The sequence below is a fragment of the Pseudomonas sp. TE21435 genome (assembly GCF_056279265.1).
Genome location: NZ_JBWBQZ010000001.1, coordinates 3,162,935 through 3,187,302, shown reverse-complemented (window position 1 = coordinate 3,187,302; position 24,368 = coordinate 3,162,935). Strand labels below are relative to the sequence as shown.

The window sequence follows — 24,368 nt, the reverse complement described above, 5'->3', positions numbered from 1 at the left end:
GTTGCCGCTCGCTTGTCTCTCAGCCGGTTTTCGCTGCCTCGAGCGACACCCAGTACCGGGTGAACCGTCGCACCTTCACCGGGAGTGCCACCTCAAGCATTTCCAGGATCCGTTCACTGTCGGCCAGTGGATACGACCCGGAAATCCGCAGCTCGGCGACGCTTTCGCTGCAACCCAGTTGCCCGAGCCGATAACGCCCAAGCTCGGCGAGAAAATCGCCCAGGCGCATCTGCGACACCACCAGCATGCCGTCTACCCAGGCCGCGCGGTTGGGGTCGAGCGGCGCGATGGCCTGCCAACCGCCCACGGCAAACCGCGCCTGGTGGCCGGCCAGCAGCGGTGTGCCGGCCACGCTGGCGCTGCCGCTGAACACCGAGACCAGGCTGAAACCGTCGAACTGGCGCACATCGAAGCGCCCGCTTTCCAGGCGCAGTTCGCCCTGGGCCGTGGCTAGGCGCAGTGGACGGGGATCGTTTTGCACGTCGAGCAACAACTCGCCCTCCTGCAATCGCACCCGGCGCTGCTGGCCGTCGAAACGCACATCGGCGGCGCTGCGGGTGTTCAGGTGCAGCTGGCTGCCGTCGTCGAGGGTCAGGCGGCGGCGCTGGCCAACCGGGCTGCGGTAGTCGGCCATCAGCCCGGGCAGCGGATTGTGCTGCTGCAGGCCCAGCCCGGCGGCACTGGCCACGCCGGCCAGCAGCAAGACCTTGAGGGCGCGGCGCCGGGCGGGTGAAGGTGGTGCCTGCAGGGTGGCGTGGACCACTGGCGCGGTCACGCCGCGCAGGCGCTGGTTGACCTGCTGGATATGCGCCCAGGCGCGCTGATGCTCGCTGTCTGCCTGCAGCCAATGCTGCAGGGCCTGGTGCTGGTCGAAATCGGCACTCTGCGATTCGATCAGCCAGTGCACCGCCTGTTCGGCGATCTGCGCCGAGAACGTGCCGTTCACAGGGCGAAGTAGCAGCGCAGGGCTGCCTTGTGCAGGTAGCGCTTGACCGTGGCCAGGGAGATGCCCAGCTCACGGGCGATCTCGCCCTGGCCCAGGCCATCGACCTGGGCCAGCAGGAAGGCGCGCTTGACCAGTGCCGGCAGGCCGTCCAGCAGGCGGTCGAGCGCCTGCAGGGTATCGAAGATAAGGGCTTTGTCTTCCTCGCTCGGTGCCACCTGTTCGGGCACCTGGGCCAGGGCCTCAAGGTAGGCGCGCTCCAGTTCCTGGCGGCGGAAATGGTTGCACAGCACACGCTTGGCCACGGTGGTGAGGAACGCACGGGGCTCGATCAGTTGCGGCGCTTCGCGGGCCTGGAGCAAGCGCACGTAGGTGTCCTGTGCCAGGTCGGCGGCACTCTGCGGGCAGCCCAGGCGCCGTCGCAGCCAACCGGTCAGCCACCTGTGGTGGGCGAGGTAGAGGCCTTCGACGGTGGAAGAGAGGGCGCTGGGCACCGATGCGACTCCGGCGCCGGATAGCGCAACTGGAAGTAAGAATTGTTCGCATTGTATTCATGCCGCTGGTGTTCGGCAATCGCTGCCGACGCAAGGCATGCGACCGCTCGCGCCGCCATGCTTTGCTTATGAGAATTGAAATCATTAGTATTGCAGCCCCAATTCCCGGACCCTCGCCATGAAGAGCAAAGCTGCCGGCCTTCCCCTGAGCTACCGCCTGGCCGTGACCTCACGCAGCCTGGCCGCGCTGCTGGGTGGCTACCTGCTGGCGTCGATGGCCAGTGTCTGCATCACCCTGCTTGCGCCGATGACCCAGGCCGACGCGACGATGACCGGGATGATGCTGTCATTCGTCTTCTACCTGATCGCCTTCATCTGGTGCTTCGCCTGCCGCAGCGCCTGGCGCGCCTGGCTGGGCATGCTGCTGCCAAGCCTGGTGCTGGGGCTGATCAACGCACTGGCCTACTGGATGAACCTGCCATGAAAGAAGGCTTCCGCCAGGCCATGGCCTGGCTGCACACCTGGACCGGCCTGATCTTCGGTTGGCTGCTGTTCGCCATCTTCCTCACCGGGACGCTGTCGTACTTCAAGGACGAGATCAGCCACTGGACCCAGCCCGAGGTGCAGAGCCATCCGCTCGACCCGGTAACCAGTCTTGGCCTGGCCCAGCGTTACCTCGAAAGCAATGCCGGCCACGCCAGCACCTGGTTCATCCGCCTGCCCAGCGAGCGCGAGGCGGCGCTGAGTGTCAGCTGGCGCGACCCGAACGGTGGTGGGCGTCGTGGCTTCACCGACAAGGAGCTCGACGCGCGCACCGGCGAGGCGGTCGAGGCCCGCGACAGCCGTGGCGGCGAGTTCTTCTACCGCTTCCACTTCCAACTGCAGATGCCGCACCCATGGGGGCGCTGGCTGTCGACCTTCTGCGCCTTCATCATGCTATTGGGGCTGGTCACCGGGATCATCACCCACAAGAAGATCTTCAAGGAATTCTTCACCTTCCGCCCGGGCAAGGGCCAGCGGTCCTGGCTCGACGGCCACAACGCCATCGGTGTGCTGGTGCTGCCGTTCCACCTGATGATCAGCTACAGCAGCCTGGTGATCTTCATGTACATGGTCATGCCGGCCAGCATCCTGGCCAGCTACGGCGACAGCAGCGGCTACTTCAACGATGTGTTCGGCCGCGACGAGGTGCCCGAGGCGGTTGCCCAGGCCGCGCCGCTGGCGCCGTTGAGCGACCTGTATGCCAAGGTCCAGGAACAGGCGCCGGGGGCGCGCATGGGCTACATCCAGGTGCACAACCCCGGTGACCGCAACGCCCGGGTCACCTTCACCCGCGCCTCGGCCGACAGTGTCGCCTACCAGCGCAGCGCCATCTGGACCTTCGATGGCGTCAGTGGCGAGCTGCTGCGCCGCGGCGCGCCGGAAAGCGCGGCGATGACCACCTCGTTCACCTTCGTCGGCCTGCACATGGGCAACTTCGCCGGGCCTTGGCTGCGCTGGCTGTACTTCGCCTTCGGCGTGGCCGGCACCGCGGTGATCGGCACCGGGCTGGTGATGTGGCTGGGCAAGCGCCAGCTCAAGCATGCCAAGAGCGCACGCATGCCCGGCGAGCTGCGCCTGGTCGAAGTGCTGAACATCGCCAGCATGAGCGGCCTGTTGCTGGGCGTGGCGGCGTTCTTCTGGGCCAATCGCCTGCTGCCGGCAACGCTGGAAGGGCGGGCCGACTGGGAAATCAACGGTTTCTTCCTGGCCTGGGGCGCGTCATTGCTCCACGCCATGCTGAGGAGCGGGCGCCGCGCCTGGGGCGAGCAACTGACGCTGGGCGCGCTGGCGTTCGCCTTGCTGCCGTTGCTCAACGCACTGACCTCCGACAAGGGGCTGGATCACTCCATCGCCTCCGGTGACTGGGCCATGGCCGGTTTCGACCTGACGGCCCTGGCCACCGGCCTGTTCCTGGCCTGGGCCGCCGGCAAGATGCTGCGCGCGCCCAAGCCGGCCGCCAAGCGTGCGCCCCGCGCCGCCAAGACCGTGGAGGCGAGCTGATGCTGGGAGTTGCGCTGATGGGCTTCGCCGGTTTCGCCGGCCTGTGCCTGGCCATGGAAAAACACTTCAACGACCTGCTCGGGCGCAAGCCCACGGGGCGGCAGCTACGAGCCTTGAAAATCACGGGCTGGGCGTTGCTGCTGCTGTCGTTGATCCTCGCGGTGAATGGGCGCGGCTGGGCCCTGGGCCTGGTGGAGTGGATCGCCGTGCTGATGGCCGGGGTGACCCTGTGGGTGTTCGGCCTGCCCTATCAGCCGCGGCTGTTGCTCGGCGCGGCGCTTGCCAGCCTGGTGCTAGGGCCGCTGCTGGCCGTGCTGGCGGTCTAGGCCCTTGAGCGACTCCGAGGCCGGCGGCGGGCGGGCACGCTTCCTCCAGGTGTTCCTCGCCCAGCGTGCGCGCATGGAGGCGCTGGTCAGCCGCCGCGTCGGCTGCCGCGCCACGGCGTCGGACCTGGTGCAGGACTTGTTCCTGCGCTTCTGGCGGCGCCCCGAGGTGAAGGTCGAGGCGCTCGACACCTACCTGCTGCGCAGCGCCAGCAACCTGGCCATTGACTACCTGCGCAGCGAGGGCAGCCGCGATCGCGCTGCCGAGGGTTTGCACGACCCCGACGAAGCCCACTGCGCCCAGGCGCCCGAGCAGGCCCTGGAGGTCGACCACGACCTGCAACGCATCGAGGCTGCCCTGCGGGCATTGCCCGAACGCACCCGGCAGATCTTCCTGCTCAGCCGCATCCATGGTTGCACCTACGGCGAGATCGCCAAGGCCATGCAACTGTCCCAGAGCGCGGTGGAAAAGCATATGATGCGCGCCCTCGAAGCGTGCAAGGCGAGTGTTGCCGAACCCGCGTCCCCATTGCGCCGGCCAGGGAGCGCCCGTCGATGAGTGTTGAACAGCCGATCACTGCCGCCCAGTCCCAGGCCGCCCTGCGTTGGCTGGGGCGCATCCAGCAGCAGCCGGCGCAGGCCGAGGGCGCGGCGTTCAAGCGCTGGTTGCTGGAGAGCCCCGCCCATCGCCAGGCCTATGCCGAGGCCCAGGCGCTTTGGCGCCTGAGCGAGGCGCCGGCGGCGCGGCTGGCGGCCGAGGAGCACCAAGGTCTGCAAGCATACCTGGAGGCCATGCGCCGGCCCGAGCGCAAGCGACCGTGGCGCGGCCTGGCGGTGGCGGCGAGCTTGGTACTGGCGTTGGGATTCGCGGCAGGCTGGCAGCCGCAGTTCTGGCTGCAGGACCTGCGTGCCGACTACACCAGCGGGGCGCAGGTGCGCCAGGTGACCCTGGCCGATCGTTCGCAATTGACCCTGGATGCCGGTACCGCCGTGACTGTGGACTTCGCCCATGGGCAGCGGCGCGTGCGGTTGCTGCGCGGCGCCGCATTCTTCGAGGTGACCCATACCGGCGAGCCGTTCCTGGTGGATGCCCAGGGCGGCGAAGTGCGGGTGCTGGGGACCCAGTTCGAGGTGCGCGGGCAGGGTGACGGCGCGCAGGTCACGGTGCGCAGCGGACGGGTGGCGGTGACGGCGGCCGAAGGGCAACCGGCCCGCGAACTGACAGCCAACCAGCAGTTGGCCTATGCCGGTGGTGTGGCCGCTGGGGTCGAGGCGGTGGACAGCGACAGCCGCCTGGCTTGGCGCCAGGGTTGGCTGAACTACTACCAGGTGCCGTTGGCGCAGGTGCTCGAGGACCTGGGGCGTTACTACCCGGGGCGGATCCTGCTGCTCGACGGTGAGCTGGCGCAGCGCAAGGTCAGTGGCAGTTTCCCGGTGACGGAACCGCTGGCCGCGCTGGATTCGCTGGGCAAGGTGATGGGGTTCGAGCGGCAGACGCTGCTGGGCCGGTTGACCATTTTGCGTTGACCTGAGCCGACGTCATCGCGGGGCAAGCCCGCTCCCACGAGTCCGTTCCCATAAGCCATTGCGTGGGAGCGGGCTTGCCCCGCGATAGCGTCGGAACAGCAAAATATTTCCATCAGGTGATGAGGTACCCCACGCCGGCATCCGTGTAGTGAGTGGAAGTGCGATTCATTCGCATACGATCATCCCGCCCACAGGTCCGCGTCCATGAAGTTCACCCCGCGTTGCGTCTCGCTCTGGTTCGGCCTCTGCAGCTTGTCCGCCATGGCCGTCGTGCCCCCTGCCGTGGCCGCCCAGCAGAGCCAGGTCTATGCCTTCGCCCAGCCCAGCCAGCCGCTGGCCCAGGCACTCAACGCCTTCAGCCGTACTACCGGGCAGAGCGTGGTCTATACCCTGACGCTACCGGACCTGCGGGCCCCGGCGCTGAACGGCACCTTCGACGCCGAGCAGGCGCTGCAGCAGTTGCTCGGCAACTCGGGCCTGGCCTGGCGCCGCCTCGACGCCCGCACCCTGACCCTGGAGCCGGTCGACACCTCCGGCGCGCTGAACCTGCAGGCCACCACCATCAACTCGCAACTGGACGACTACAGCTACCAGCCGCCGGCCAGCGCCTCGATCATGCGTGGCCAGGGCGCGACCCTGGATATCCCGCAGGCCGTGAACGTGGTTCCGGCCCAGGTGATCCGCGACCAGGCGCCGCGCAACCTGGACGATGCCCTGTACAACGTCAGCGGCATCACCCAGGGCAACAACTTCGGCGGTACCGCCGACACCGTGATGAAGCGTGGCTTCGGCGACAACCGCGACGGCTCGATCATGCGCGACGGCATGCCGATCGTGCAGGGCCGCGCGCTCAACGCCAGTACCGAGCGGGTCGAGGTGCTCAAGGGGCCGGCCTCGCTGTTGTACGGCATCCAGGACCCGGGCGGGGTGATCAACGTGGTCAGCAAGCGCCCGCAACTTACCCAGTACAACGCCCTGACCCTGCGCGGCTCGACCTACGGCAGCGGCAAGAACGGCAGCGGTGGCGGCCTGGACAGCACCGGTGCGCTGGGGGAGAGCAACCTGGCCTATCGCCTGATCGTCGATCATGAGGATGAGGACTACTGGCGCAACTTCGGCGTGCACCGCGAATCGCTGGTGGCGCCATCGCTGGCCTGGTATGGCGAGGACACCCAGGTGGTGCTGGCCTATGAGCACCGCGAGTTTCGCTACCCGTTCGACCGCGGTACCGCCTTCGGCAGCGACGGCCATCCTCTGAATATTCCTGCCACCCGCCGCCTGGACGAGCCGTTCAACGATATGGAAGGGCGCTCCGACCTGTACCGCCTGGAGGTCGATCATCAGTTGGACGATGCGTGGAAGCTGCACGTCGGCTACAGCTTCAACCGCGAGACCTACGACGCCAGCCAGGTGCGCGTGACCGGCGTGGATGAAAGCCAGGGCACGTTGTCGCGCAGCATCGACGGTACCCGGGGCGCCCTGAGTCGCGATCAGTTTGCCACCTTCAGCCTCAACGGCAGCGTCGAGCTGGCGGGCATGCGCCACGACCTGGTGGTCGGTGTCGATCACGAGGACCGCAAGGTCTACCGCGCCGACCTGATCCGCCAGAACAGCCGCTCGACCTTCAGCTACCTGAACCCGGTCTATGGCCGCGAAGTGCAAGGCACCAGCGTGCGCGCCAGCGACAGCGACCAGACCGACAAGCTGCGCACCGATTCGCTGTTCCTGCAGGACGCCTGGCACCTGGACGAGCACTGGATCCTGGTGGCCGGCGGGCGTTTCCAGCAGTACGACCAGTACGCCGGCCGTGGCCGGCCGTTCAATGTCAACACCGACACCCGCGACCAGACCTGGGTGCCCCATGCGGGCGTGGTGTACAAGGTCGATGACCAGCTGTCGTTCTATGGCAGCTACAGCGAGTCGTTCAAGCCCAACTCGACCATCGCACCGCTGAGCATCGGCGGTGGCCGCACCCTGACCCTGGACTCTGGGATCGCGCCGGAGGAGGGCAAGTCCTGGGAGCTGGGGGCCAAGCTCGATGTGCCGGGCGCGGTGAGCGGTACCCTGGCGCTGTTCGACATCACCAAGCGCAACGTGCTGGTGGCCGATGGCGACACCCAGCCGGGGACCATTCTCTACAGCAACGCAGGGGAAGTCCGCTCACGGGGTGTCGAGCTGGACCTGACCGGCCAACTCAGCGAGCGCTGGAGCCTGATCGGCGCCTATGCCTTCACCGACGCCGAGGTCACCAAGGACCCACAGCTCAAGGGCAACCGCCTGCAGAACGTCGCGCGTCACAGTGGCTCGCTTTCGGCGGTATACGACTACGGCAGCCTGTTCGGCGGTGATCGCCTGCGCCTGGGGGCAGGTGCGCGCTACGTGGGTGAGCGTGCGGGCAACGCGACAAACGACTTCGACATGCCGGCCTACACCGTGGCCGATGCCTTCGCCAGCTACGAAACCAAGCTGGACGAGCACAAGGTGCGCTTGCAGTTGAACGTGAAGAACCTGTTCGACAAGGTGTACTACAGCTCGGCGGTGAACCGTTACTTCGTCGCCGTGGGGGATGCGCGGCAAGTCAGCCTGTCGAGCACCTTCGAGTTCTGACGCCAACCTATGATGGGCGGCGTGGGAGCGGGCTGGCCCCGCGATAGCGCCCGGCAGTCAGGCGCAGAACGCCGCCCGATACTCCCCCGGCGTCGCTCCCAACGCCTGGCGAAACCGGTTGCTGAAGTGACTGGCACTGGCAAACCCGCACAGCAGCGCCACTTCGCCCAGGGGCAGCGTGCCCATGCGCAGCAGGTGACACGCCTTTTGCAGCCGTCGGGCCAGCAGGTACTGATGCGGCGGCAGACCGAAGCTTGCGCGGAACATCCGCGCGAAGTGGTATTCGGACAGGTTGCAGCGCAGCGCCAGCTCGCCCAGCGTCAGCGCCTGGTCCAGGTGGGCCTCGATAAAGTCCACCAGTTGTCGGCGCTGGTGCGGCGCCAAGCCGCCCTTGAGTTTGAGCCCTTGGCGCAGGCCGGCCTGATTGAGCACGGCGTGGTCGATGATGTCGTGGGCCAGGCTGCTGGCCAGCAGGCGCTCGCCGGGTTCGGCCCAGTCCAGGCCGATCAGCTGGCGAAAGCGTGCGGCCTGTTGCGGATCGTCGAGGAAGGTCGCCTCGTGCAGCTGCATTTCACGCGGCTCGCGGTCCAGCAGGCGGGTGCAGCCAAGGGCGAACTGCTGTTCGCTGATGTACAGGTGGGCCAGGCGGATCGTGCCGTTGACCACCCAGTTGGACTCATGGCCGGCCGGCATGATGCACAGCTTGCCCGGCGCGCCCTTGTCGGCCGGGCGTTGGCGGCGGAAGGTACCGGTGCCGTCGGCGATGTAGCACGACAACGTGTGGTGGCTGGGCGCCTGGTAGTCGCGGGCGTCGTCGCGGTTGCTCCACAACGCCGCCGCCAGCCCGTCGCCCAGGTGCGCGCTCAGCTCCAGCCGGGCGTGGGGCGAGGCATGCATGGCGTTGAAGACTTGCAGGTGGTCGAGTGCGGGCATGGGAGACTCCTCTGAAGGCCATCGTACTGCGGCGCGGGCGGGAAGGCAGCTGGCCGAAGAGGAAAAGCGCAAGTTTATGCAAGCGTCGGAATCAGGGCGCGGTAAAGACTCGTAGTCCTGGCGAGGGCTGCGCCCTCGAATCGCTGGCAAGCCAGCTCCCACAAGGTGAAGGCATGTGCTGTTCCTGTGGGAGCTGGCTTGCCAGCGATGGGCCGCGAAGCGGCCCCAAGTCGACTGTCTGGAGGAATGCCCGTGAACCTGTCGCTCTACCTGCTCACCGTCCTGATCTGGGGCACCACCTGGATCGCCCTGAAATTGCAACTGGGGGTAGTCGCCATCCCGGTGTCGATTGTCTACCGCTTCGCCCTGGCCGGGTTGATCCTGTTCGTCTTGCTGCTGCTCACCCGCCGCCTGCAGCCGATGAACCGCCGGGGCCATCTGGTGTGCCTGGCCCAGGGCCTGTGCCTGTTCTGCGTCAACTTCATGTGTTTCCTCACCGCCAGCCAGTGGGTCGCCAGCGGCCTGATCGCCGTGGTGTTCTCCACCGCCACCCTGTGGAACGCGATCAATGCACGGGTGTTCTTTGGCCAGAAGATCGCCGCCAACGTGCTTGGCGGCGGGGCCATGGGGCTGCTGGGCTTGGGGCTGCTGTTCTGGCCGGAGCTTTCCCATCATGCCGCCAGCCGCGAAACCCTTTATGGCCTGGGCTTGGCGCTGCTTGGCACGTTGTGTTTCTCCGCAGGCAACATGCTTTCCAGCGTGCAGCAGAAGGCCGGGCTCAAACCCATGACCACCAATGCCTGGGGCATGGTTTATGGCGCGTCGATGCTGGCGGGGTATTGCCTGCTCAGGGGGATCCCCTTCGATATGGAGTGGAACACGCGTTACATAGGCTCGCTGCTGTATCTGGTGATCCCGGGCTCGGTGATCGGCTTTACCGCCTACCTCACCCTGGTCGGGCGCATGGGGCCGGAGCGGGCCGCCTACTGCACCGTGCTGTTCCCGCTGGTGGCGTTGAATGTGTCGGCGTTCGCCGAGGGCTATCAGTGGACAGCGCCGGCATTGTTGGGGCTGGTGGCGGTGATGGCGGGGAATGTGCTGGTGTTTGGCAAGCCGCGAGTCAAACCGGACATTGTATTGGCGCGTTGAGCAGGTAGCACCTGTCGAAAATGGCAGGTGCGCAGGTTCCCAGGTGCTGGCTAGACTTTCCGGGATTCTTGGCCTGGGGATTAGGGATGTCGGCACCTTTGTCATGGAACAGACCGCTCACGCACTCCCAGGTCTGGGTGCTGTGCTCGGCAGCCATGATGCTGCACATCCTGCCATTGCTCATGGCGGACCATCCCTTTCTGGATGACTTTTCCCGCCAGCATCTCGCGAGCGGTGGTTGGGTTGCCTTGGGGCGTCCACTGACATCCTTGTTGTACTCAGGGCTTGGCTTTACCGCTGGTGCGGTCAATATCTATCCGCTTCCACTGCTGATGGCTGTTGTTATCAGTGGCTATGCCCTGGCCCATTTGATTCGCTACTGGTTCACCACGCCTACGCTCAGCTCCTTGTTCGTGGTGTTGCCGTTGTGGCTCCAACCGTTTTTTCTGCAGAACCTTTCCTATCAGTACGATGGCGCGGCCATGGCGCTGTCGATGGCGGCCAGCGTAGGGGCTATTGCGCTCGGTATTCAGCGATGGCGCGCTTGGTGGGGGGGAACATTGCTCGTTCTTGTTGCAGCCGGTTTCTATCAGGTAAGCATCAACCTGTTTGCCGGGCTGTGTTGCATAGAGGTGGTTCGCAGGATCATCGACGGTTCAGGTTTTCGCCAGATATGGCGACTTATATGGATACGTTTCAGTCAATTGGTGGTGGGTTGTTCGCTGTATTACGCGACCTGTGCCTGGATGATCGAAGGGTTCTATACCAGTGGCTTGCTGCCGTTCGATGAGCGATGGCTTGGCCAGGTCTTCCAGCGGATGGGGACGGTGACTGAAACCGTCGGTCTACTCATGACCCCCACCCTGCAAGGGCTTGTGATCGTGTTGGTTTGCGTGGCCACCTGGCAGCTCGTCATTGTGCTGAGGCGTGTTCAGCAGCGTGCATCATCCCGCGTGGAGTGCGTGGGCCTATGGATGACTCTGCTGGGGATGGCAGTAGCCGCCCTGGCGTTGATCCCGGGGTTGGTACTTTTCCTTGAACGTTTTCAAGGCGAGGTACGGGTGATGATGGGGCTGGGGGCCGTGATCGTCATGTTGCTGCTATTCGTGCACGGCGCCTTGGCGAGGGCGCCGCGCATGCAACTGCTGGTTCTGGCGGTCCCTTTGGTGTTCATGCTCTCGTTTTCCTTCGCGTACGGACGGGTCATGGTGCTGCAAAAGGCATTGCATCAATCGATTTCGCAAGGGTTGGCACAAGACCTCGCCCCGTACGCCGATCTGGCACCTTTCAAACATGTTTATCTCATTGATTTTTGGTTAAAAAAACCCTGGATTCCCGGCGCGGAAGGAACGCTGCGAGCGATGCCGGCAGTGAGCGCTCTTTTCCCGAACAGTTATCTCGTCTTGCCCGAGATGCTGCCTCTGGTCGGAATCGATGATTTTCGGCTTTTCTTCGACAAGCCACCCCTGGATCGACGGCAGGTGATAGCTATCAGCCCGTTGGCGTTGGTACATAGCCAGTTCTACGACATTCATCGGGTAGGCAATGATGCTTATGTGCTGATGAAGGCGCCTGCCGGATTCGAGGAAGTCGCACCATGAGCCTGGGGCGCTTTGTACGGTATGGTCTGGTGGGTATCGGCAATACCGCTGTGCATTGGCTGGTATTCCTTGTGTCGCATGTTCTTCTTGGCATGAGCCAGGCACAGGGCAACCTGCTTGCCTTCGTGGTGGCAGCAAGCCTTTCCTATCACGTCAATGCTCAATACACCTTTGCAGTTCGTCCGCAAGGACAACGCTATTTCCTGTTTCTATCTGGAATGGGCTGCTTGAGCCTGGTCATCGGTACGATTTCTGATCGTATCAACCTGTCACCTTGGCTGACGCTGGTCATCTTTTCGTTCGCCAGCCTGACGGTGGGTTACGCCTATTCACACACCGTGGTGTTCAGACGGAGGGACCCATGAACATTACGTTGGTGGTACCGGTGTACAACGAGGAGCAGACCCTCGAGTGTTTTTACCGCACCGTGCGCAGCGAGCCTTCGCTGAAAGACGCGACCGTGGAAATCGTTTTCGTCAATGACGGCAGCACCGACGATACGGAAGCCATCTGCGCCGATCTGGCGGCCAGGGACGAATGGGTCACGGCGATCAATTTCTCCCGTAACTTCGGCAAGGAGTCGGCGTTGTTCGCGGGGCTGGAGCATGCCGAAGGCGACGCGGTGGTGCCAATCGATGTCGACCTGCAAGACCCCATTGAGGTTGTCGCGCAGATGATCGAGCGCTGGCAGGGCGGCGCCGACGTGGTGCTGGCCAAGCGCCGCAGCCGGCTGGCCGATACGCGGTTCAAACGGTGGACGGCGGGGCTCTACTATCGTCTGCACAACGCCATCGCTGCGTTGCCGATCGAAGAGAACGTCGGCGATTTCCGCCTGCTCGACCGCAAGGTGGTCGCTGCCATCCGGCAGATGCCGGAGCAGCAGTTGTTCATGAAGGGCGTGCTGTCGTGGGTGGGGTTCCGTACCGAGATCATCGAGTACGACCGCCAGGAGCGGGCGGCGGGCAATAGCAAGTTTGGCTTCTGGCGCCTGTGGAACCTGGCACTGGACGGTATTACCTCGTTCAGCACGGTGCCGCTGCGGCTATGGACCTACATCGGTGGCGGTGTGTCGTTGTTCGCCCTGCTGTACGCGGCATTTCTGGTGCTGGACAAGTTGCTGTTCGGCAACGACTTGCCGGGGTACCCGTCACTGATGACAGCGATTCTGTTCCTTGGCGGGGTGCAGTTGATCGGGATTGGCATCCTGGGCGAGTACATCGGGCGGATCTACCAGGAAACCAAGCACCGGCCCCGCTATGTTGTACGCAAGGTACTGGGGCGGCGTAGCCAACCCCAGTAGGCTCTATCGCGGGGCAAACCCGCTTGCACAAACCCCGTGATTGGGCTTTCAGCTTTGCCACACCTGCGGATTCACCAAGTCCTGCGGTCGCTCGCCCAGCAAGGCCGAGCGCAGGTTGTCGATGGCCCGGTTGGCCATGGCTTCGCGAGTCTCGGCAGTGGCCGAGCCGATGTGCGGCAGGGTCAGGGCGTTGGGCAGCTTGAACAGCGGCGAATCGCCGAGCGGTTCTTTCTCGTACACGTCCAGGCCGGCGCCGCGAATGGTCCCTTCCTGCAGTGCCTCGACCAGTGCCGCTTCGTCCACCACCGGGCCACGGGCGATGTTGACCAGGAACGCGCTGGGTTTCATCAGCTTCAGCTCGCGGGCGCCGATCAGCTTGCGGGTGGCGTCGGACAGCGGCACCACCAGGCAGACGAAATCGGCTTCTGCCAACAGCTCATCCAGGCTGCGGAACTGCGCGCCCAACTCCTGTTCCAGCGCGGCCTTGCGGCTGTTGCCGGTGTACAGCACCTGCATGTTGAAACCGAAACGGCCACGCCGGGCGATGGCCGCGCCGATGTTGCCCAGGCCGACGATGCCCAGTTTCTTGCCGTGCACATCGCTGCCGAACTGCGCCGGGCCGACGGTGGCCTGCCAGTGGCCGGCCTTGGTCCAGGCGTCCAGCTCGGCGGTGCGCCGGGCACAACCCATGATCAGGGCGAAGCCCAGGTCGGCGGTGCTTTCGGTGAGCACGTCGGGGGTGTTGGTCAGGGCGATGCCGCGCTCGTTGAAGTAGTCCAGGTCGTAGTTGTCGTAGCCGACCGAGACGCTGGACACCACCTCCAGCTTGCCCGCGCCTTCGAGCTGCGCCCGGCCCAGCTTGCGGCCAACGCCGATCAGGCCGTGGGCCTCGGGCAGCGCTTCGTTGAACTGGGCGGCGATGTCGCCCAGCTTGGGGTTGGGCACGATCACGTTGAAGTCGTGTTGCAGGCGCTCGGCCATGGCCGGGGTGATGCGGCTGAAGGCCAGGACGGTCTTTTTCATCGGGCTGCTTCTCTGCAAGGTGCAAGGACGGGGTCTGCGCAGAGGGGGCCGCGTTGCGGCCCATCGCGGATAAATCCGCTCCTACAGGAAACTCATGACCCTGTAGGAGCGGATTTATCCGCGATAGAAGGCCAAGCCCTCTCATGAACCTCTCTGCCAGACGCTGAAATCAATGGTTAGCAACCTACCATTGTCCCCCGCCCGAATGCACCGGCTTTTTCAGTTGGCGATCAGCAGCTCGTGGGTTTTCAGGTCGGCCTCGTGGGCGGCGAGGATTTCCGGCAGCGAGTTGCGCAGGTACTCGACCCAGGTCTTGATCTTCGCATCGAGGTACTGGCGCGACGGGTAGATCGCATACAGGTTCAGCTCCTGCAGGCGGTACTGCGGCAGGATCCGCACCAGGCTGCCGTCACGCAGGCCATCGATGGCGGTGTAGATCGGCAGCACGCCCACGCCCATGCCGCTGCGGATCGCGGTCTTCATCGCATCGGCGGAGTTCACCTGGAACGGTGAGGTGGTGATATTGACCACCTCCTGTCCCTCGGGGCCGTCGAACAGCCATTTCTCCAGCGGGATCACCGGGCTGACCATGCGCAGGCAGGCATGCTTGAGCAGGTCGGCGGGCTTGTGCGCGAACCCGTGGCGCGCCACGTAGTCGGGCGATGCGCAGACGATGCTGTAGGTGATGCCCAGGCGCTGGGAGACGAACCCCGAGTCGGGCAGCTCGCTGGCCAGCACGATCGACACGTCGTAGCCCTCATCAAGCAGGTCGGGCACGCGGTTGGCCATGGTCAGGTCGAAGGTCACGTCCGGGTGCGACTCGCGGTAGCGGGCGATGGCGTCGACCACGAAATGCTGGCCGACACCGGTCATCGAATGCACCTTCAGCTGCCCGGCGGGACGGGCATGGGCATCGCTGGCCTCGGCCTCGGCTTCTTCCACGTAGGTAAGAATCTGTTCACAGCGCATCAGGTAGCGCTTGCCGGCCTCGGTCAGCGCGATGCGCCGGGTGGTGCGGTTGAGCAGGCGGGTTTGCAGATGGGCTTCCAGGTTGGAGACCGCCCGCGACACGTTCGCGGTGGTCGTGTCCAGTTGCGCCGCGGCAGCGGTGAAGCTGCCGAGCTGGGCCACGCAACTGAAAGCACGCATGTTTTGCAGGGTGTCCATGGGTCACTCTCGGTTTAGAGGACAAAATTGTGACATGAAGTAACGCTATTTCGCTTCCGACTAAAGCCGGATTATCGCTGTTTTGGTAACAAAGATTCGCAGGAATATACGCTTATCGCCAATGAAACCCGCCCCTAGAATTGCCCGGCCCCTCCACCTCTTCCTCGGGAAATCGCAGCTGTGCCGCGTCGCAACATCAGAGCGCTTAGCGCGCTCAGTGCCTGTGCCCTTTGTCTCACCTTGAGCGGCTGTATCGGAACCTGGGGCATCGCCCCGCAAAGCAAGACACTCCAAGCCAACCAACTGACCACTGACGACGCCATCCGTGAGGCTGCGCGTGACGCCCACTGGCCGGCCCAGCAATGGTGGCGCGCCTATGGCGACCCGCAACTCGACGCCTGGATCATCCAGGCCGTGGCCGGCAGCCCGAGCCTGGCGATGGCCGCTGCACGCGTGCGCCAAGCCAAGGCCATGGCCGGCGTGGTCGAGTCGGCGGAAAAGCTGCAGGTCAACGGCACTGCCACGCTCAAGCGCCATAACTGGCCGGAGGATCAGTTCTACGGCCCTGGCGCGTTGTCCGGCGCCAACACCTGGGACAACAACGCCGCCATCGGCTTGAGCTACGCGATGGACCTGTGGGGCCGTGAGCGCAATGCCAGCGAGCAGGCCGTGGACCAGGCGCACATGAGCGTCGCCGAGGCGCGCCAGGCCCAGCTGGAGCTGGAGAACAACGTGGTGCGCGCCTACATCCAGCTCAGCCTGCATTACGCCCGGCGCGATATCGTGCTGGCCGAGCTTGCGCAGCAGGAGCAGATCGTCGCCCTGGCCAAGCGCCGCCTGGACGGTGGCATCGGTACCCATTTCGAAGTCAGCCAGGCCGAGGCGCCGCTGCCGGAAACCCACCGCCAGATCGACAGCCTCAACGAAGAGATCGCCCTGACCCGCAACCAGCTGGCAGCCCTGGCCGGCAAGGGGCCGGGGGAGGGCGCGACACTGCAACGCCCGACCCTGACCCTCGGCGCGCCGCTGAAACTGCCCTCGAACCTGCCCGCCGAGCTGGTCGGCCAGCGCCCCGACGTGGTCGCCAGCCGCTGGCAGGTGGCGGCCCAGGCCCGTGGCATCGACGTGGCCCACGCCGGGTTCTTCCCCAATGTCGACCTGGTCGGCGGCCTGGGCTTCATGGCCACCGGGGGCGGCCCGCTGGAATTTATCACCGGGCGTAAATTCAACTACAACGTCGGGCCGGCCATCAGCCTGCCGATCTTCGATGGTGGGCGCCTGCGCTCGCAGCTGGGCGTGGCCTCGGCGGGCTATGACGTGGCCGTGGCGCACTACAACCAGACGGTGATCGGCGCGTTGAAGAACATCTCCGACCAACTGATCCGCCGTGAGTCGATGAAGGAGCAGGCGCATTTCGCCGCCGAATCCGTCGCCGCCGCGCAGAAGACCTACGACATCGCCACCGTCGCCTTCCAGCGCGGGCTCACCGACTACCTCAACGTGCTCAACGCCCAGACCTTGCTGTTCCGCCAGCAGCAGGTGCAGCAGCAGGTACAGGCCGCGCGCCTGGTGGCCCATGCCGAACTGGTCACGGCCCTGGGCGGCGGGCTGGAGGCGGGCAAGGACGTGCCGGACGAAGAGCGCCAGGCCGCACCGAAAACGCCGGCCACCCTGGCCATCTTCGACACGCCGGATTACGCCGAATGAGCACATCGAGCTTGCCCTTGCGCTGGCTGCGGAGCCTGGAATGGCGCCGGGGTTTCTTTGCCTGGGCGCGGACCGACGGCGTCACCTGGGTCTACATCTTCAAAGTCCTGGCCGCCGCCTTCATCACCTTGTGGCTGGCCATGCGCCTGGAGCTGCCGCAGCCGCGCACGGCGATGATCACTGTGTTCATCGTCATGCAGCCGCAGAGCGGCCATGTGTTCGCCAAGAGTTTCTACCGGGTGCTCGGCACCCTGGCCGGCTCGGCGATGATGGTCGCGCTGATCGCGATCTTCCCGCAGAACACCGAGCTGTTCCTGCCCAGCCTGGCCCTGTGGGTCGGCCTGTGCTCGGCGGGCGCCATGCGCTATCGCACCTTCCGCGCCTATGGTTTCGTGCTGGCCGGCTACACCGCGGCGATGATCGGCCTGCCGGTGCTGCAGCACCCCGACCAGGCGTTCATGGCGGCGGTGTGGCGGGTGCTGGAGATTGCCCTGGGGATTCTGGTTTCGACTTTCGTCAGCGCTGCGATCCTGCCGCAATCGGCCAGTGCCGCCATGCGCAACGCCCTCTACCAGCGCTTCGGTGTATTCGCCGGGGTGGTGGTCGAGGCCCTGCGCGGCGACAGCCAGCGCGACCGCTTCGAGACCAGCAACGTGCGCTTTGTCGCCGAGGCGGTGGGCCTGGAGAGCCTGCGCAACGTCACCGCCTTCGAAGACCCGCACATGCGCCGGCGCTCAGGTCGGCTGGTACGCATGAACAGCGAGTTCATGGCCATCACCACGCGTTTCAACGCCCTGCACCGGTTGCTCGAGCGCCTGCGCGCCCGTGGCCCGTTGCAGATCGTCGGCGCCATCGAACCCGGGCTGGCCACCCTGGCCGAGCTGCTGCAGCCCTACGTCGGCCGGGCACTGACCGACGCCGACGCCTTGCGCCTGGCCCTGGAGCTGGGCACCTACAAGGAAGGCCTGCAGGCCCAGGTGCGTGGTCTGCGCGCCGAGTATCTGCAGACCCGCCCCAGCGAGGCCGACCTGCTCGACTTCCATACCGCCTTCGAGCTGCTGTACCGCTTCGTCGACGAGATGTACAGCTACGCCGAGACCCACGCCTCGCTGGCCGTGCACAAGCACGAACGCGAACAGTGGGATGAACCTTATGTGGCCCAGACCAGCTGGCTGGTATCGCTGGCCGCTGGAGTGCGCGCCTCGGCGGTGCTGTTGCTGCTGGGCAGCTACTGGCTGCTCAGCGACTGGCCCAGTGGCGGCATGATGACGCTGATCGCCACGGTCACGGTGGGCCTGTCGGCGGCATCGCCGAATCCCAAGCGCATGGCGTTCCAGATGGCCTGCGGCACGGCGATCGGCGCCTTTGTCGGCTTCTTCGAAACCTTCTTCGTGTTCCCCTGGATCGACGGCTTCGCGCTGCTGTGCATGGTCCTGGCGCCGGTGTTCGTGTTCGGCGCGTTCCTTGCCTCGCGCCCGGCCTATGCCGGTTACGGCCTGGGCCTGCTGGTGTTCTTTGCCATCGGCTCGGTGCCCAACAATCTGACGGTCTACGACCCCTACACCTTCATCAACGACTACATCGGCATGGTCATCGGCATGTTCGTCTGCGCCGCGGCCGGGGCGATCATCCTGCCGCCCAACAGCCGCTGGTTGTGGAGCCGGCTGGAGCAGGAGCTGCGCGAGCAGGTGCTGTTCGCCATCAGCGGGCGCCTGCGCGGGCTGGGCTCGGCTTTCGAGAGCCGTACCCGCGACCTGCTGCACCAGGCTTACGGCCTGGCCGCCGGCAAGCCGCAGGTGCAGAGCCAGCTGATGGGCTGGATGTTCACGGTGCTGGAGATCGGCCACGCCATTATCGAGCTGCGCAAGGAGCAGGCTCGCGCCCCGGTGCACCCGGCCTACGCCGAGTCGCAGCCGTGGCGCCAGGCCATCCGTGTCATGGGCCGGGCCCTGGCGCGGTTGTTCCTGCAACCCAGCGCCAGCAACCACGAACGCGCCCTGGTGGCAGTGGACCATGCCATCAGCCGCCTGCAGGCCACCGACGAACCCTTCGCCCGGCACTTCGACACCTCGGTGCTGCGCCGGGCGCAGAGCTACCTGCATTTCATCCGTTCTTCCCTGCTCGACCCACAGTCGCCGCTGGCACCGGCGAAAGGACTGCACGATGCTCCGTGAAACCATGCCCCGCGAGATCGCCTTCCATGGCGTGTACATGCCCACCATGACCTTGATGTTCCTGTTCGCCCTGGGCCTGGCCTGGGGCCTGGACCGGTTCATCGCCAGCCATGATGGCTACCGCTTCTTCTGGCACCCGGCGCTGCTGCGCCTGAGCCTGTTCGTCTGCCTGTTCGGCGCCCTGGCGCTGTCGCTCTACTGGTGAGAATCCTGCAATGAAAAAGTTCTTCAGCCTGATCGCCACCCTGCTGGTGCTGACCGCTGCCGTGGTGATCGGCCGCCAGTTGTGGCTGCACTACATGACCACGCCGTGGACCCGCGACGGCCGGGTGCGCGCCGATATCATCAACGTTGCCGCCGACGTGCCGGGCTATGTGGTGGATGTGCCGGTCAAGGATAACCAGCGGGTGAAGAAGGGCGACGTGCTGATCCGCATCGATCCCGAGCACTATCAGTTGGCGCTGGACCAGGCCAAGGCGCTGGTGGCCTCGCGCAAGGCCACCTGGGAAATGCGCAAGGTCAACGCCAGGCGCCGCGCCGACATGGACAACCTGGTCATCTCGAAAGAGAACCGCGACGACGCCAGCAACATCGCCAGCTCCGCCCTGGCCGACTACCAGCACGCCCAGGCCCAGTTGGCCGCCGCCGAACTGAACCTCAAGCGCACGCAGATCGTTGCCACCGTCGATGGCTATGTGACCAACCTGAACATCCACAAGGGCGATTACGCCCGCACCGGCGAGGCAGTGATGGCGGTGGTGGATGAGCAGTCGTTCTGGGTGTACGGCTTCTTCGAGGAAACCAAGCTGCCCCACGTCAAGGTAGGGGATGTGGCCGAACTGCAGATGATGAGCGGCGAGCGCATCAAAGGGCATGTGGAGAGCATCGCCCGGGGGATCTACGACCGTGACAACCCACAAAGCCGCGAGCTGATCGCCGATGTGAACCCGACCTTCAACTGGGTGCGCCTGGCGCAGCGGGTGCCGGTGCGGATCCATATCGATGAAGTGCCGGAAGGGTTCCTGCTGGCGGCGGGGACCACGTGTACCGTGGTGGTCAAGCCGAGCGAGGGCTGATCCAGTTCTCGCGCTGACGCCATCGATAAATTGGCGGGCAAATGTCAGCGCTTGAGGGTGGCGTTGAATCGGGCTGTTGCTGCAGTTGCTTCCTGTAACAGCTGACTCCAGTCGTCAGGCGGGTATCCGGTGCCCAACATGCGACGGAACACTTTGTAGGCATCGTCACTGCTTTCGTAAGCGCGTTTGCTGTCGTCATCGTTTACCCAAACCAGGACGATTATCTTGCTCGACGCGTGATAACGGAAAAACAAACGATATTGCTGGAAGAACTTCGCCCGGAACCAGTGCCGGTGGGCATCTCCCAGGGTGTTGCCCTGGCGATACTCGGTTTTGGTTGGATCCTGCGCGATGCCATCAAAAGCCAGGCGAATAATTGCAGTCAGCCGTTTCCAGGCATTCTTCCTGGTGTAGCTATCGGGGGCCTTGCGCTTCAGGACCTCCAGTTCGTTTTTCAGCTGGTCCAGCTTATCGAGGAACATGGGGTGTGCGAACACCGTCCAGCCAGTTGAAGAAACGGGGGGGAGGTCAGCATCTGTCATTCATCATCCGCCGAAAGAGGTTGATCCAGATCGAGTTCTTCATCGCCAACCAGTGCCTTCAGGCGAGCGACAAACTCTGCATCGACAACCTTCAAACGTTGCGGGTTCGTGGCGATATCCCGCTCCAGGAATTCGAGGAACTGCCCCACGGCAGGGTCTTCCTCGGCTGTCTCTGCGCGGGTGAGTATCACTGCTCCGTCAGGGCGGATCGAGTAGTGAATCTTGTCACGCTTTTTCAGGCCCAACGCGCGGCGAACGGTTTCGGGGACCGTTGTCTGGTAGCGCTCGGTCAGGGTCGATTCCGCTTCGAAGGTAGTAGCCATGGTCGTCAGTCCGCGAGGAGTAATATCGGCCACGGTAATGCGAGTGCATTACCTGGTCAATGCAGTTGCATTACCTCGTGTGTACTGGCTGATCAACGGTTTTCCTGGCTCAAGCTGCCCCGACCAGCACGGGCACCTTCACCCGGTCGATCACCTTGGCGCTGATCGACGGATCCAGCAGCCTGCCTAGCCGTGTCAGGTGGCGGTGGCCGATGATGACCAGTTCGCACTCCAGTTCCCGGGCTTTGGCGACGATAGCCTCCACCGGCTGGCCGGCGACCATGCAGCCCAGGCTGTCGAAGCCGGCTTCGCGCAGCATGCTCACGGCGCTGTTCACGGCGTGCTCGGCCAGTTGCTGTTCGTCGCAGGCGGCGGGGTATTCCTCCAGCTCCTGCTCGGTGTAGGCCGTGCGGTTGTCGTGCACGGCGAAGGTCGAGTCGATGGCCAGCAGCACATGCAGGGTGTGCTCGCCGGGGCGGCAGTAGCGCTGGGCGAGGGTGAGCAGGCTGGTGGCTGCCGGGGAGGCGTCGATGGCGATCAGAACCGGGTGGGGCATGGGCAATCCTTTGGAGAATGGATGGCAGTGCTGCGCTCATCGCCGGCAAGTGGCAACGGCGAACCGCGGCGCCCACAGGGAGATGCGCTGCCTGTAGGCGCTGCGGTTCGCCGCCGCGGCTTACCGGCGGTGAGGCCACACCATTGTCGATTCAATAACCTCTGCGGATAAATGGTCCCCCACGCACGGCGCCATTGCGTCAGACGCAATCGGCCAACCTGTTACCATCGCGTTTCCCACAGCTGTCACGGAAAACGGCCATGCAACTCCCGGACATGAACCTGCTCGTCGCCCTCGATGTGCTGCTCGACGAAGGCAGTGTGGTGGGCGCCGCCCAGCGCATGAACCTGAGCCCGGCGGCGATGAGCCGGACCCTCGGGCGAATCCGCGAGGCCATGGGCGACCCGATCCTGGTGCGTGCCGGCCGTGGCCTGGTGCCGACCCCGCGAGCGTTGGCCCTGCGCGAACAGGTGCATGGCTTGGTGGAGCAGGCTGGCCTGGTGTTTCGCAGCCGCGATGCCGTCGACCTGGTCAACCTCGACCGCGCCTTCAACATCCGCACCAACGACCTGTTCATTGCCCTGTATGGCGCACAGTTGCTGCGCATGATGCTGGCCCAGGCGCCGCGCACGGTGCTGCGTTTCGTGCCCGAGGGCAGTGGCGATGACGATGCGGTGCTGCGCAACGGGCAGATCGACCTGATCATCAGCTCGGCCATCGAGCTGGGGCCGGAGATCAAGGTGCAGAGCCTGTTCAACACCTACTTTGTCGGTCTGGCCCGTGAGGATCACCCGATCTTCGATGCCGTGATCACTCCCGAGCGTTTTGCCGCCTACCCGCAGATCAGCGTGTCCCGGCGTGGCCGGGCCAACGGGCCGATCGACGTGTCGCTGGCCAACTGCAAGGTGGAGCGGCGAGTGGCGCTGATCACCACCAGCTTCCATTCGGCGATGTTTTCGCTGCCGGATTCGGACCTGATCCTGCCGATACCGGCCAATATCCTCAACAGCGTGCAGCGCTTGAAGCTGCCCTTGCGTTCGTTCGAGATCCCGGTGCCGCTGGAGAAGGTCAACGTGATGCAGGCCTGGCATCCGCGCTTCGACAATGACCCGGCGCACCGCTGGTTGCGGCAGACGTTGAAGGCTTGCGGCAGCATCGATCCTTGATCGGCAACGTTTACGTTCCATAGCCGGCAAATCCATCTGGATTGCGTCTGGCGCAACATAAAGCTGCCGACAAGTCAGTTTTCGTCAGCATTCGACCTTCTTAGACTTCCCCCAGCCCTTAAAATGTTGCTGGAGATGTCTATCCATGAGTTCCCTGACCGCGCCTTCCGCCGCGCTGGCCGCCGCCCCTGCGCCGGTCGCCCCTGCGCAGACGGCGTTCGGCCTGCGGGTGGTGGTCGGGCTGTTCGGCGTGTTGCTGGCGGTGCTGTGCGCCGGGCTCAACGAGGCGGTGACCAAGATTTCCCTGAGCGACATCCGTGGCGCCATGGGCATCGGTGCCGACGAAGGCGCCTGGTTGCTGGCGGTGTACAGCGCCGCCTCGGTCTCGGCCATGGCCTTCGCGCCGTGGCTGGCGACCACCTTCTCGCTGCGCCGCTTCACCATGACCGCCGTCGGCCTGTTTGCCGTGCTCGGCCTGATCCAACCCTTCTCTCCCAACCTGCACAGCCTGATGTTGCTGCGTGTGCTGCAGGGCTTCGCCTCGGGCGCCTTGCCGCCGATGCTGATGAGCGTGGCGCTGCGCTTCTTGCCACCGGGCATCAAGATATATGGCCTGGCCTGCTATGCCCTGACCGCCACCTTCGGGCCCAACCTCGGCACGCCGCTGGCCGGGCTGTGGACCGAGTACGTCGGTTGGCAGTGGGCGTTCTGGCAGATCATCCTGCCGTCGCTGCTGGCAATCGCCTGTGTCGGCTGGGGCCTGCCCCAGGATCCGCTGCGCCTGGAGCGCTTCAGGCAATTGGACTGGCGCGGGGTGCTGCTTGGCCTGCCGGCGATCAGTTGCATCGTCCTTGGCCTGTCGCTGGGCGACCGCTGGGGCTGGTTCGACTCGCCGCTGATCTGCTGGCTGCTCGGTGGCGGCCTGCTGTTGCTGGTGCTGTTCATGTACAACGAGTGGTCCGAGCCATTGCCGTTCTTCCAGTTGCGCATGCTCTCGCGGCGCAACCTGAGCTTCGCCCTGGTGACCCTGGCCGGTGTGCTGGTGGTGTTGTCCGGGGTGGGCAGCATTCCTTCGGCGTACCTGGCGCAGATCCAGGGCTACCGCCCGGCGCAAACCAGCCCGCTGATGCTGCTGGTGGCCATGCCGCAGTTGCTCGCCCTGCCGCTCACCGCAGCGCTGTGCAACATCCGCGCGGTGGACTGCCGTTGGGTGCTGGCCGTGGGCCTGGCGATGCTGGCGGCGTCGTGTGTGGGTAGCAGCCTGCTGACCTCGCAGTGGATTCGCGGCGACTTCTACCCCTTCTACCTGCTGCAGGTGTTCGGCCAGCCGATGGCGGTGCTGCCCTTGCTGATGCTCTCCACCAATGGCATGACCCCGCAGGAAGGGCCGTTCGCTTCCGCCTGGTTCAACACGGTCAAAGGATTGTCCGCGGTGATCGCCGGCGGCCTGCTCGACGCCCTTGGCACCCTGCGCCGGCATTTTCATTCCAACCACCTGGTCGACAGCCTGGGCAACGCGCCGCTGATCGACGACAACGCCGCTGGCCTGGCCAAGCGCATCCATGAACAGGCCCTGGTGCTGACCTCGGCCGACCTCTACCTGGTGATGGCGGGTATCGCCGTCGCCATGATCTGCCTGATCCCCTTCGTGCCTACCCGGATCTTCCCGCCGCGTGCGGTGGCCTGAAGCCGGGGCTGAATTCGAGATAGAAAG

Annotated in this window: 24 protein-coding genes; 16 read left to right on the top strand and 8 right to left on the bottom strand. The window is 65.0% G+C overall.

The annotated features are described in order from the left end of the window. Nucleotides 1-19: 19 nt before the first annotated feature. Entirely contained in the window at nucleotides 20-946 is a 927-nt protein-coding gene (locus tag ACZ9C1_RS14340; protein ID WP_476254097.1) for a FecR domain-containing protein, read from the bottom strand. Next, the gene (locus ACZ9C1_RS14335; protein WP_476254096.1) at nucleotides 943-1,437 is read right to left on the bottom strand and encodes a sigma-70 family RNA polymerase sigma factor; all 495 of its coding nucleotides are present in this window, start codon (nucleotides 1,435-1,437) and stop codon (nucleotides 943-945) included. Before ACZ9C1_RS14335 ends, ACZ9C1_RS14340 begins: the two co-directional genes overlap by 4 nt. 178 nt (nucleotides 1,438-1,615) lie before the next feature. Between ACZ9C1_RS14335 and ACZ9C1_RS14330 the strand changes: the two genes are divergently transcribed. The 6 genes from ACZ9C1_RS14330 (at nucleotide 1,616) to ACZ9C1_RS14305 (ending at nucleotide 7,937) form a co-directional block, all read left to right on the top strand. Continuing rightward, a complete protein-coding gene (locus ACZ9C1_RS14330; RefSeq protein WP_094011745.1) occupies nucleotides 1,616-1,921 on the top strand; it encodes a DUF3649 domain-containing protein in 306 nt (101 codons plus the stop codon). Beyond that, entirely contained in the window at nucleotides 1,918-3,480 is a 1,563-nt protein-coding gene (locus ACZ9C1_RS14325; RefSeq protein ID WP_476254095.1) for a PepSY-associated TM helix domain-containing protein, read from the top strand. Before ACZ9C1_RS14330 ends, ACZ9C1_RS14325 begins: the two co-directional genes overlap by 4 nt. Beyond that, on the top strand, nucleotides 3,480-3,806 hold the full coding sequence (locus ACZ9C1_RS14320; RefSeq protein ID WP_476254094.1) for a DUF3325 domain-containing protein: 327 nt from the start codon (nucleotides 3,480-3,482) through the stop codon (nucleotides 3,804-3,806). The genes ACZ9C1_RS14325 and ACZ9C1_RS14320 overlap by 1 nt, the downstream gene beginning before the upstream one ends. Before the next feature lie 4 nt (nucleotides 3,807-3,810). Next, nucleotides 3,811-4,362 carry an RNA polymerase sigma factor gene (locus ACZ9C1_RS14315; RefSeq protein ID WP_250888375.1) on the top strand — a complete coding sequence of 184 codons (552 nt, stop codon included), beginning with the start codon at nucleotides 3,811-3,813 and terminating at the stop codon, nucleotides 4,360-4,362. Continuing rightward, entirely contained in the window at nucleotides 4,359-5,330 is a 972-nt protein-coding gene (locus tag ACZ9C1_RS14310) for a FecR family protein (RefSeq protein WP_476254093.1), read from the top strand. The genes ACZ9C1_RS14315 and ACZ9C1_RS14310 overlap by 4 nt, the downstream gene beginning before the upstream one ends. A gap of 204 nt (nucleotides 5,331-5,534) precedes the next feature. Then, a complete protein-coding gene (locus tag ACZ9C1_RS14305) occupies nucleotides 5,535-7,937 on the top strand; it encodes a TonB-dependent siderophore receptor (protein WP_476254092.1) in 2,403 nt (800 codons plus the stop codon). Between the two features lie 57 nt (nucleotides 7,938-7,994). On the opposite strand, the gene ACZ9C1_RS14300 is transcribed toward ACZ9C1_RS14305, so the two are convergent. Then, nucleotides 7,995-8,870, bottom strand: a complete 876-nt coding sequence (locus tag ACZ9C1_RS14300; RefSeq protein WP_110700001.1) for a helix-turn-helix domain-containing protein — start codon at nucleotides 8,868-8,870, stop codon at nucleotides 7,995-7,997. 252 nt (nucleotides 8,871-9,122) lie between these two features. On the opposite strand from ACZ9C1_RS14300, the gene ACZ9C1_RS14295 reads away from it, so the two are divergent. From ACZ9C1_RS14295 to ACZ9C1_RS14280, 4 genes are all read left to right on the top strand, one after another. Beyond that, entirely contained in the window at nucleotides 9,123-10,019 is an 897-nt protein-coding gene (locus tag ACZ9C1_RS14295; protein WP_476254091.1) for a DMT family transporter, read from the top strand. An 86-nt stretch (nucleotides 10,020-10,105) separates the two neighbouring features. Further along, complete coding sequence (locus ACZ9C1_RS14290; protein ID WP_457378146.1) at nucleotides 10,106-11,620, top strand: glucosyltransferase domain-containing protein; 1,515 nt, start codon at nucleotides 10,106-10,108, stop codon at nucleotides 11,618-11,620. Continuing rightward, nucleotides 11,617-11,985, top strand: coding sequence for a GtrA family protein (locus ACZ9C1_RS14285; RefSeq protein ID WP_457378147.1), 369 nt, complete (start codon nucleotides 11,617-11,619; stop codon nucleotides 11,983-11,985). The genes ACZ9C1_RS14290 and ACZ9C1_RS14285 overlap by 4 nt, the downstream gene beginning before the upstream one ends. Continuing rightward, nucleotides 11,982-12,920: a glycosyltransferase family 2 protein gene (locus ACZ9C1_RS14280; RefSeq protein ID WP_476254090.1), complete on the top strand. Its 939-nt coding sequence runs from the start codon at nucleotides 11,982-11,984 to the stop codon at nucleotides 12,918-12,920. The genes ACZ9C1_RS14285 and ACZ9C1_RS14280 overlap by 4 nt, the downstream gene beginning before the upstream one ends. Before the next feature lie 48 nt (nucleotides 12,921-12,968). Here the strand turns inward: ACZ9C1_RS14280 and ACZ9C1_RS14275 are convergent, their stop codons facing one another. Both ACZ9C1_RS14275 and ACZ9C1_RS14270 read right to left on the bottom strand, forming a co-directional pair. Next, on the bottom strand, nucleotides 12,969-13,943 hold the full coding sequence (locus tag ACZ9C1_RS14275; RefSeq protein WP_102682113.1) for a 2-hydroxyacid dehydrogenase: 975 nt from the start codon (nucleotides 13,941-13,943) through the stop codon (nucleotides 12,969-12,971). Nucleotides 13,944-14,162: 219 nt separating this feature from the next. Next, entirely contained in the window at nucleotides 14,163-15,110 is a 948-nt protein-coding gene (locus ACZ9C1_RS14270) for a LysR family transcriptional regulator (RefSeq protein ID WP_110699994.1), read from the bottom strand. A gap of 180 nt (nucleotides 15,111-15,290) precedes the next feature. On the opposite strand from ACZ9C1_RS14270, the gene ACZ9C1_RS14265 reads away from it, so the two are divergent. From ACZ9C1_RS14265 to ACZ9C1_RS14250, 4 genes are read left to right on the top strand one after another with little or no spacing between them, the layout of a single operon-like run. Further along, a complete protein-coding gene (locus tag ACZ9C1_RS14265) occupies nucleotides 15,291-16,817 on the top strand; it encodes an efflux transporter outer membrane subunit (RefSeq protein ID WP_277502002.1) in 1,527 nt (508 codons plus the stop codon). Further along, nucleotides 16,814-18,991, top strand: a complete 2,178-nt coding sequence (locus tag ACZ9C1_RS14260) for an FUSC family protein (RefSeq protein WP_476254089.1) — start codon at nucleotides 16,814-16,816, stop codon at nucleotides 18,989-18,991. The genes ACZ9C1_RS14265 and ACZ9C1_RS14260 overlap by 4 nt, the downstream gene beginning before the upstream one ends. Before the next feature lie 4 nt (nucleotides 18,992-18,995). Further along, complete coding sequence (locus ACZ9C1_RS14255) at nucleotides 18,996-19,196, top strand: DUF1656 domain-containing protein (RefSeq protein WP_008097766.1); 201 nt, start codon at nucleotides 18,996-18,998, stop codon at nucleotides 19,194-19,196. Between the two features lie 10 nt (nucleotides 19,197-19,206). Next, nucleotides 19,207-20,067, top strand: coding sequence for an efflux RND transporter periplasmic adaptor subunit (locus ACZ9C1_RS14250; protein ID WP_102682110.1), 861 nt, complete (start codon nucleotides 19,207-19,209; stop codon nucleotides 20,065-20,067). 44 nt (nucleotides 20,068-20,111) lie between these two features. On the opposite strand, the gene ACZ9C1_RS14245 is transcribed toward ACZ9C1_RS14250, so the two are convergent. The 3 genes from ACZ9C1_RS14245 to ACZ9C1_RS14235 form a co-directional block, all read right to left on the bottom strand. Next, nucleotides 20,112-20,609 carry a type II toxin-antitoxin system YhaV family toxin gene (locus ACZ9C1_RS14245; protein ID WP_102682109.1) on the bottom strand — a complete coding sequence of 166 codons (498 nt, stop codon included), beginning with the start codon at nucleotides 20,607-20,609 and terminating at the stop codon, nucleotides 20,112-20,114. After that, nucleotides 20,606-20,932 (bottom strand): type II toxin-antitoxin system PrlF family antitoxin, encoded by a 327-nt coding sequence (locus ACZ9C1_RS14240; protein ID WP_102682108.1) that lies wholly within the window; start codon nucleotides 20,930-20,932, stop codon nucleotides 20,606-20,608. The genes ACZ9C1_RS14245 and ACZ9C1_RS14240 overlap by 4 nt, the downstream gene beginning before the upstream one ends. A gap of 109 nt (nucleotides 20,933-21,041) precedes the next feature. Then, nucleotides 21,042-21,488, bottom strand: a complete 447-nt coding sequence (locus ACZ9C1_RS14235; RefSeq protein WP_139668950.1) for a universal stress protein — start codon at nucleotides 21,486-21,488, stop codon at nucleotides 21,042-21,044. Nucleotides 21,489-21,748: 260 nt separating this feature from the next. Between ACZ9C1_RS14235 and ACZ9C1_RS14230 the strand changes: the two genes are divergently transcribed. Beyond that, nucleotides 21,749-22,654, top strand: a complete 906-nt coding sequence (locus tag ACZ9C1_RS14230) for a LysR family transcriptional regulator (RefSeq protein ID WP_102682106.1) — start codon at nucleotides 21,749-21,751, stop codon at nucleotides 22,652-22,654. A gap of 145 nt (nucleotides 22,655-22,799) precedes the next feature. After that, entirely contained in the window at nucleotides 22,800-24,341 is a 1,542-nt protein-coding gene (locus ACZ9C1_RS14225; RefSeq protein ID WP_457378152.1) for an MFS transporter, read from the top strand. Nucleotides 24,342-24,368: the final 27 nt, after the last annotated feature.

What these genes read in the sequence shown, in the direction of transcription:
- ACZ9C1_RS14225 (WP_457378152.1), top strand. Translation starts at nt 22,800, where the DNA reads ATGAGTTCCCTGACCGCGCCTTCCGCCGCGCTGGCCGCCGCCCCTGCG.
- ACZ9C1_RS14290 (WP_457378146.1), top strand. Translation starts at nt 10,106, where the DNA reads ATGTCGGCACCTTTGTCATGGAACAGACCGCTCACGCACTCCCAGGTC.
- ACZ9C1_RS14285 (WP_457378147.1), top strand. Translation starts at nt 11,617, where the DNA reads ATGAGCCTGGGGCGCTTTGTACGGTATGGTCTGGTGGGTATCGGCAAT.
- ACZ9C1_RS14275 (WP_102682113.1), bottom strand. Translation starts at nt 13,943, where the DNA reads ATGAAAAAGACCGTCCTGGCCTTCAGCCGCATCACCCCGGCCATGGCC.
- ACZ9C1_RS14330 (WP_094011745.1), top strand. Translation starts at nt 1,616, where the DNA reads ATGAAGAGCAAAGCTGCCGGCCTTCCCCTGAGCTACCGCCTGGCCGTG.
- ACZ9C1_RS14280 (WP_476254090.1), top strand. Translation starts at nt 11,982, where the DNA reads ATGAACATTACGTTGGTGGTACCGGTGTACAACGAGGAGCAGACCCTC.
- ACZ9C1_RS14325 (WP_476254095.1), top strand. Translation starts at nt 1,918, where the DNA reads ATGAAAGAAGGCTTCCGCCAGGCCATGGCCTGGCTGCACACCTGGACC.
- ACZ9C1_RS14240 (WP_102682108.1), bottom strand. Translation starts at nt 20,932, where the DNA reads ATGGCTACTACCTTCGAAGCGGAATCGACCCTGACCGAGCGCTACCAG.
- ACZ9C1_RS14255 (WP_008097766.1), top strand. Translation starts at nt 18,996, where the DNA reads ATGCCCCGCGAGATCGCCTTCCATGGCGTGTACATGCCCACCATGACC.
- ACZ9C1_RS14300 (WP_110700001.1), bottom strand. Translation starts at nt 8,870, where the DNA reads ATGCCCGCACTCGACCACCTGCAAGTCTTCAACGCCATGCATGCCTCG.
- ACZ9C1_RS14270 (WP_110699994.1), bottom strand. Translation starts at nt 15,110, where the DNA reads ATGGACACCCTGCAAAACATGCGTGCTTTCAGTTGCGTGGCCCAGCTC.
- ACZ9C1_RS14260 (WP_476254089.1), top strand. Translation starts at nt 16,814, where the DNA reads ATGAGCACATCGAGCTTGCCCTTGCGCTGGCTGCGGAGCCTGGAATGG.
- ACZ9C1_RS14230 (WP_102682106.1), top strand. Translation starts at nt 21,749, where the DNA reads ATGCAACTCCCGGACATGAACCTGCTCGTCGCCCTCGATGTGCTGCTC.
- ACZ9C1_RS14250 (WP_102682110.1), top strand. Translation starts at nt 19,207, where the DNA reads ATGAAAAAGTTCTTCAGCCTGATCGCCACCCTGCTGGTGCTGACCGCT.
- ACZ9C1_RS14235 (WP_139668950.1), bottom strand. Translation starts at nt 21,488, where the DNA reads ATGCCCCACCCGGTTCTGATCGCCATCGACGCCTCCCCGGCAGCCACC.
- ACZ9C1_RS14245 (WP_102682109.1), bottom strand. Translation starts at nt 20,609, where the DNA reads ATGACAGATGCTGACCTCCCCCCCGTTTCTTCAACTGGCTGGACGGTG.
- ACZ9C1_RS14310 (WP_476254093.1), top strand. Translation starts at nt 4,359, where the DNA reads ATGAGTGTTGAACAGCCGATCACTGCCGCCCAGTCCCAGGCCGCCCTG.
- ACZ9C1_RS14305 (WP_476254092.1), top strand. Translation starts at nt 5,535, where the DNA reads ATGAAGTTCACCCCGCGTTGCGTCTCGCTCTGGTTCGGCCTCTGCAGC.
- ACZ9C1_RS14320 (WP_476254094.1), top strand. Translation starts at nt 3,480, where the DNA reads ATGCTGGGAGTTGCGCTGATGGGCTTCGCCGGTTTCGCCGGCCTGTGC.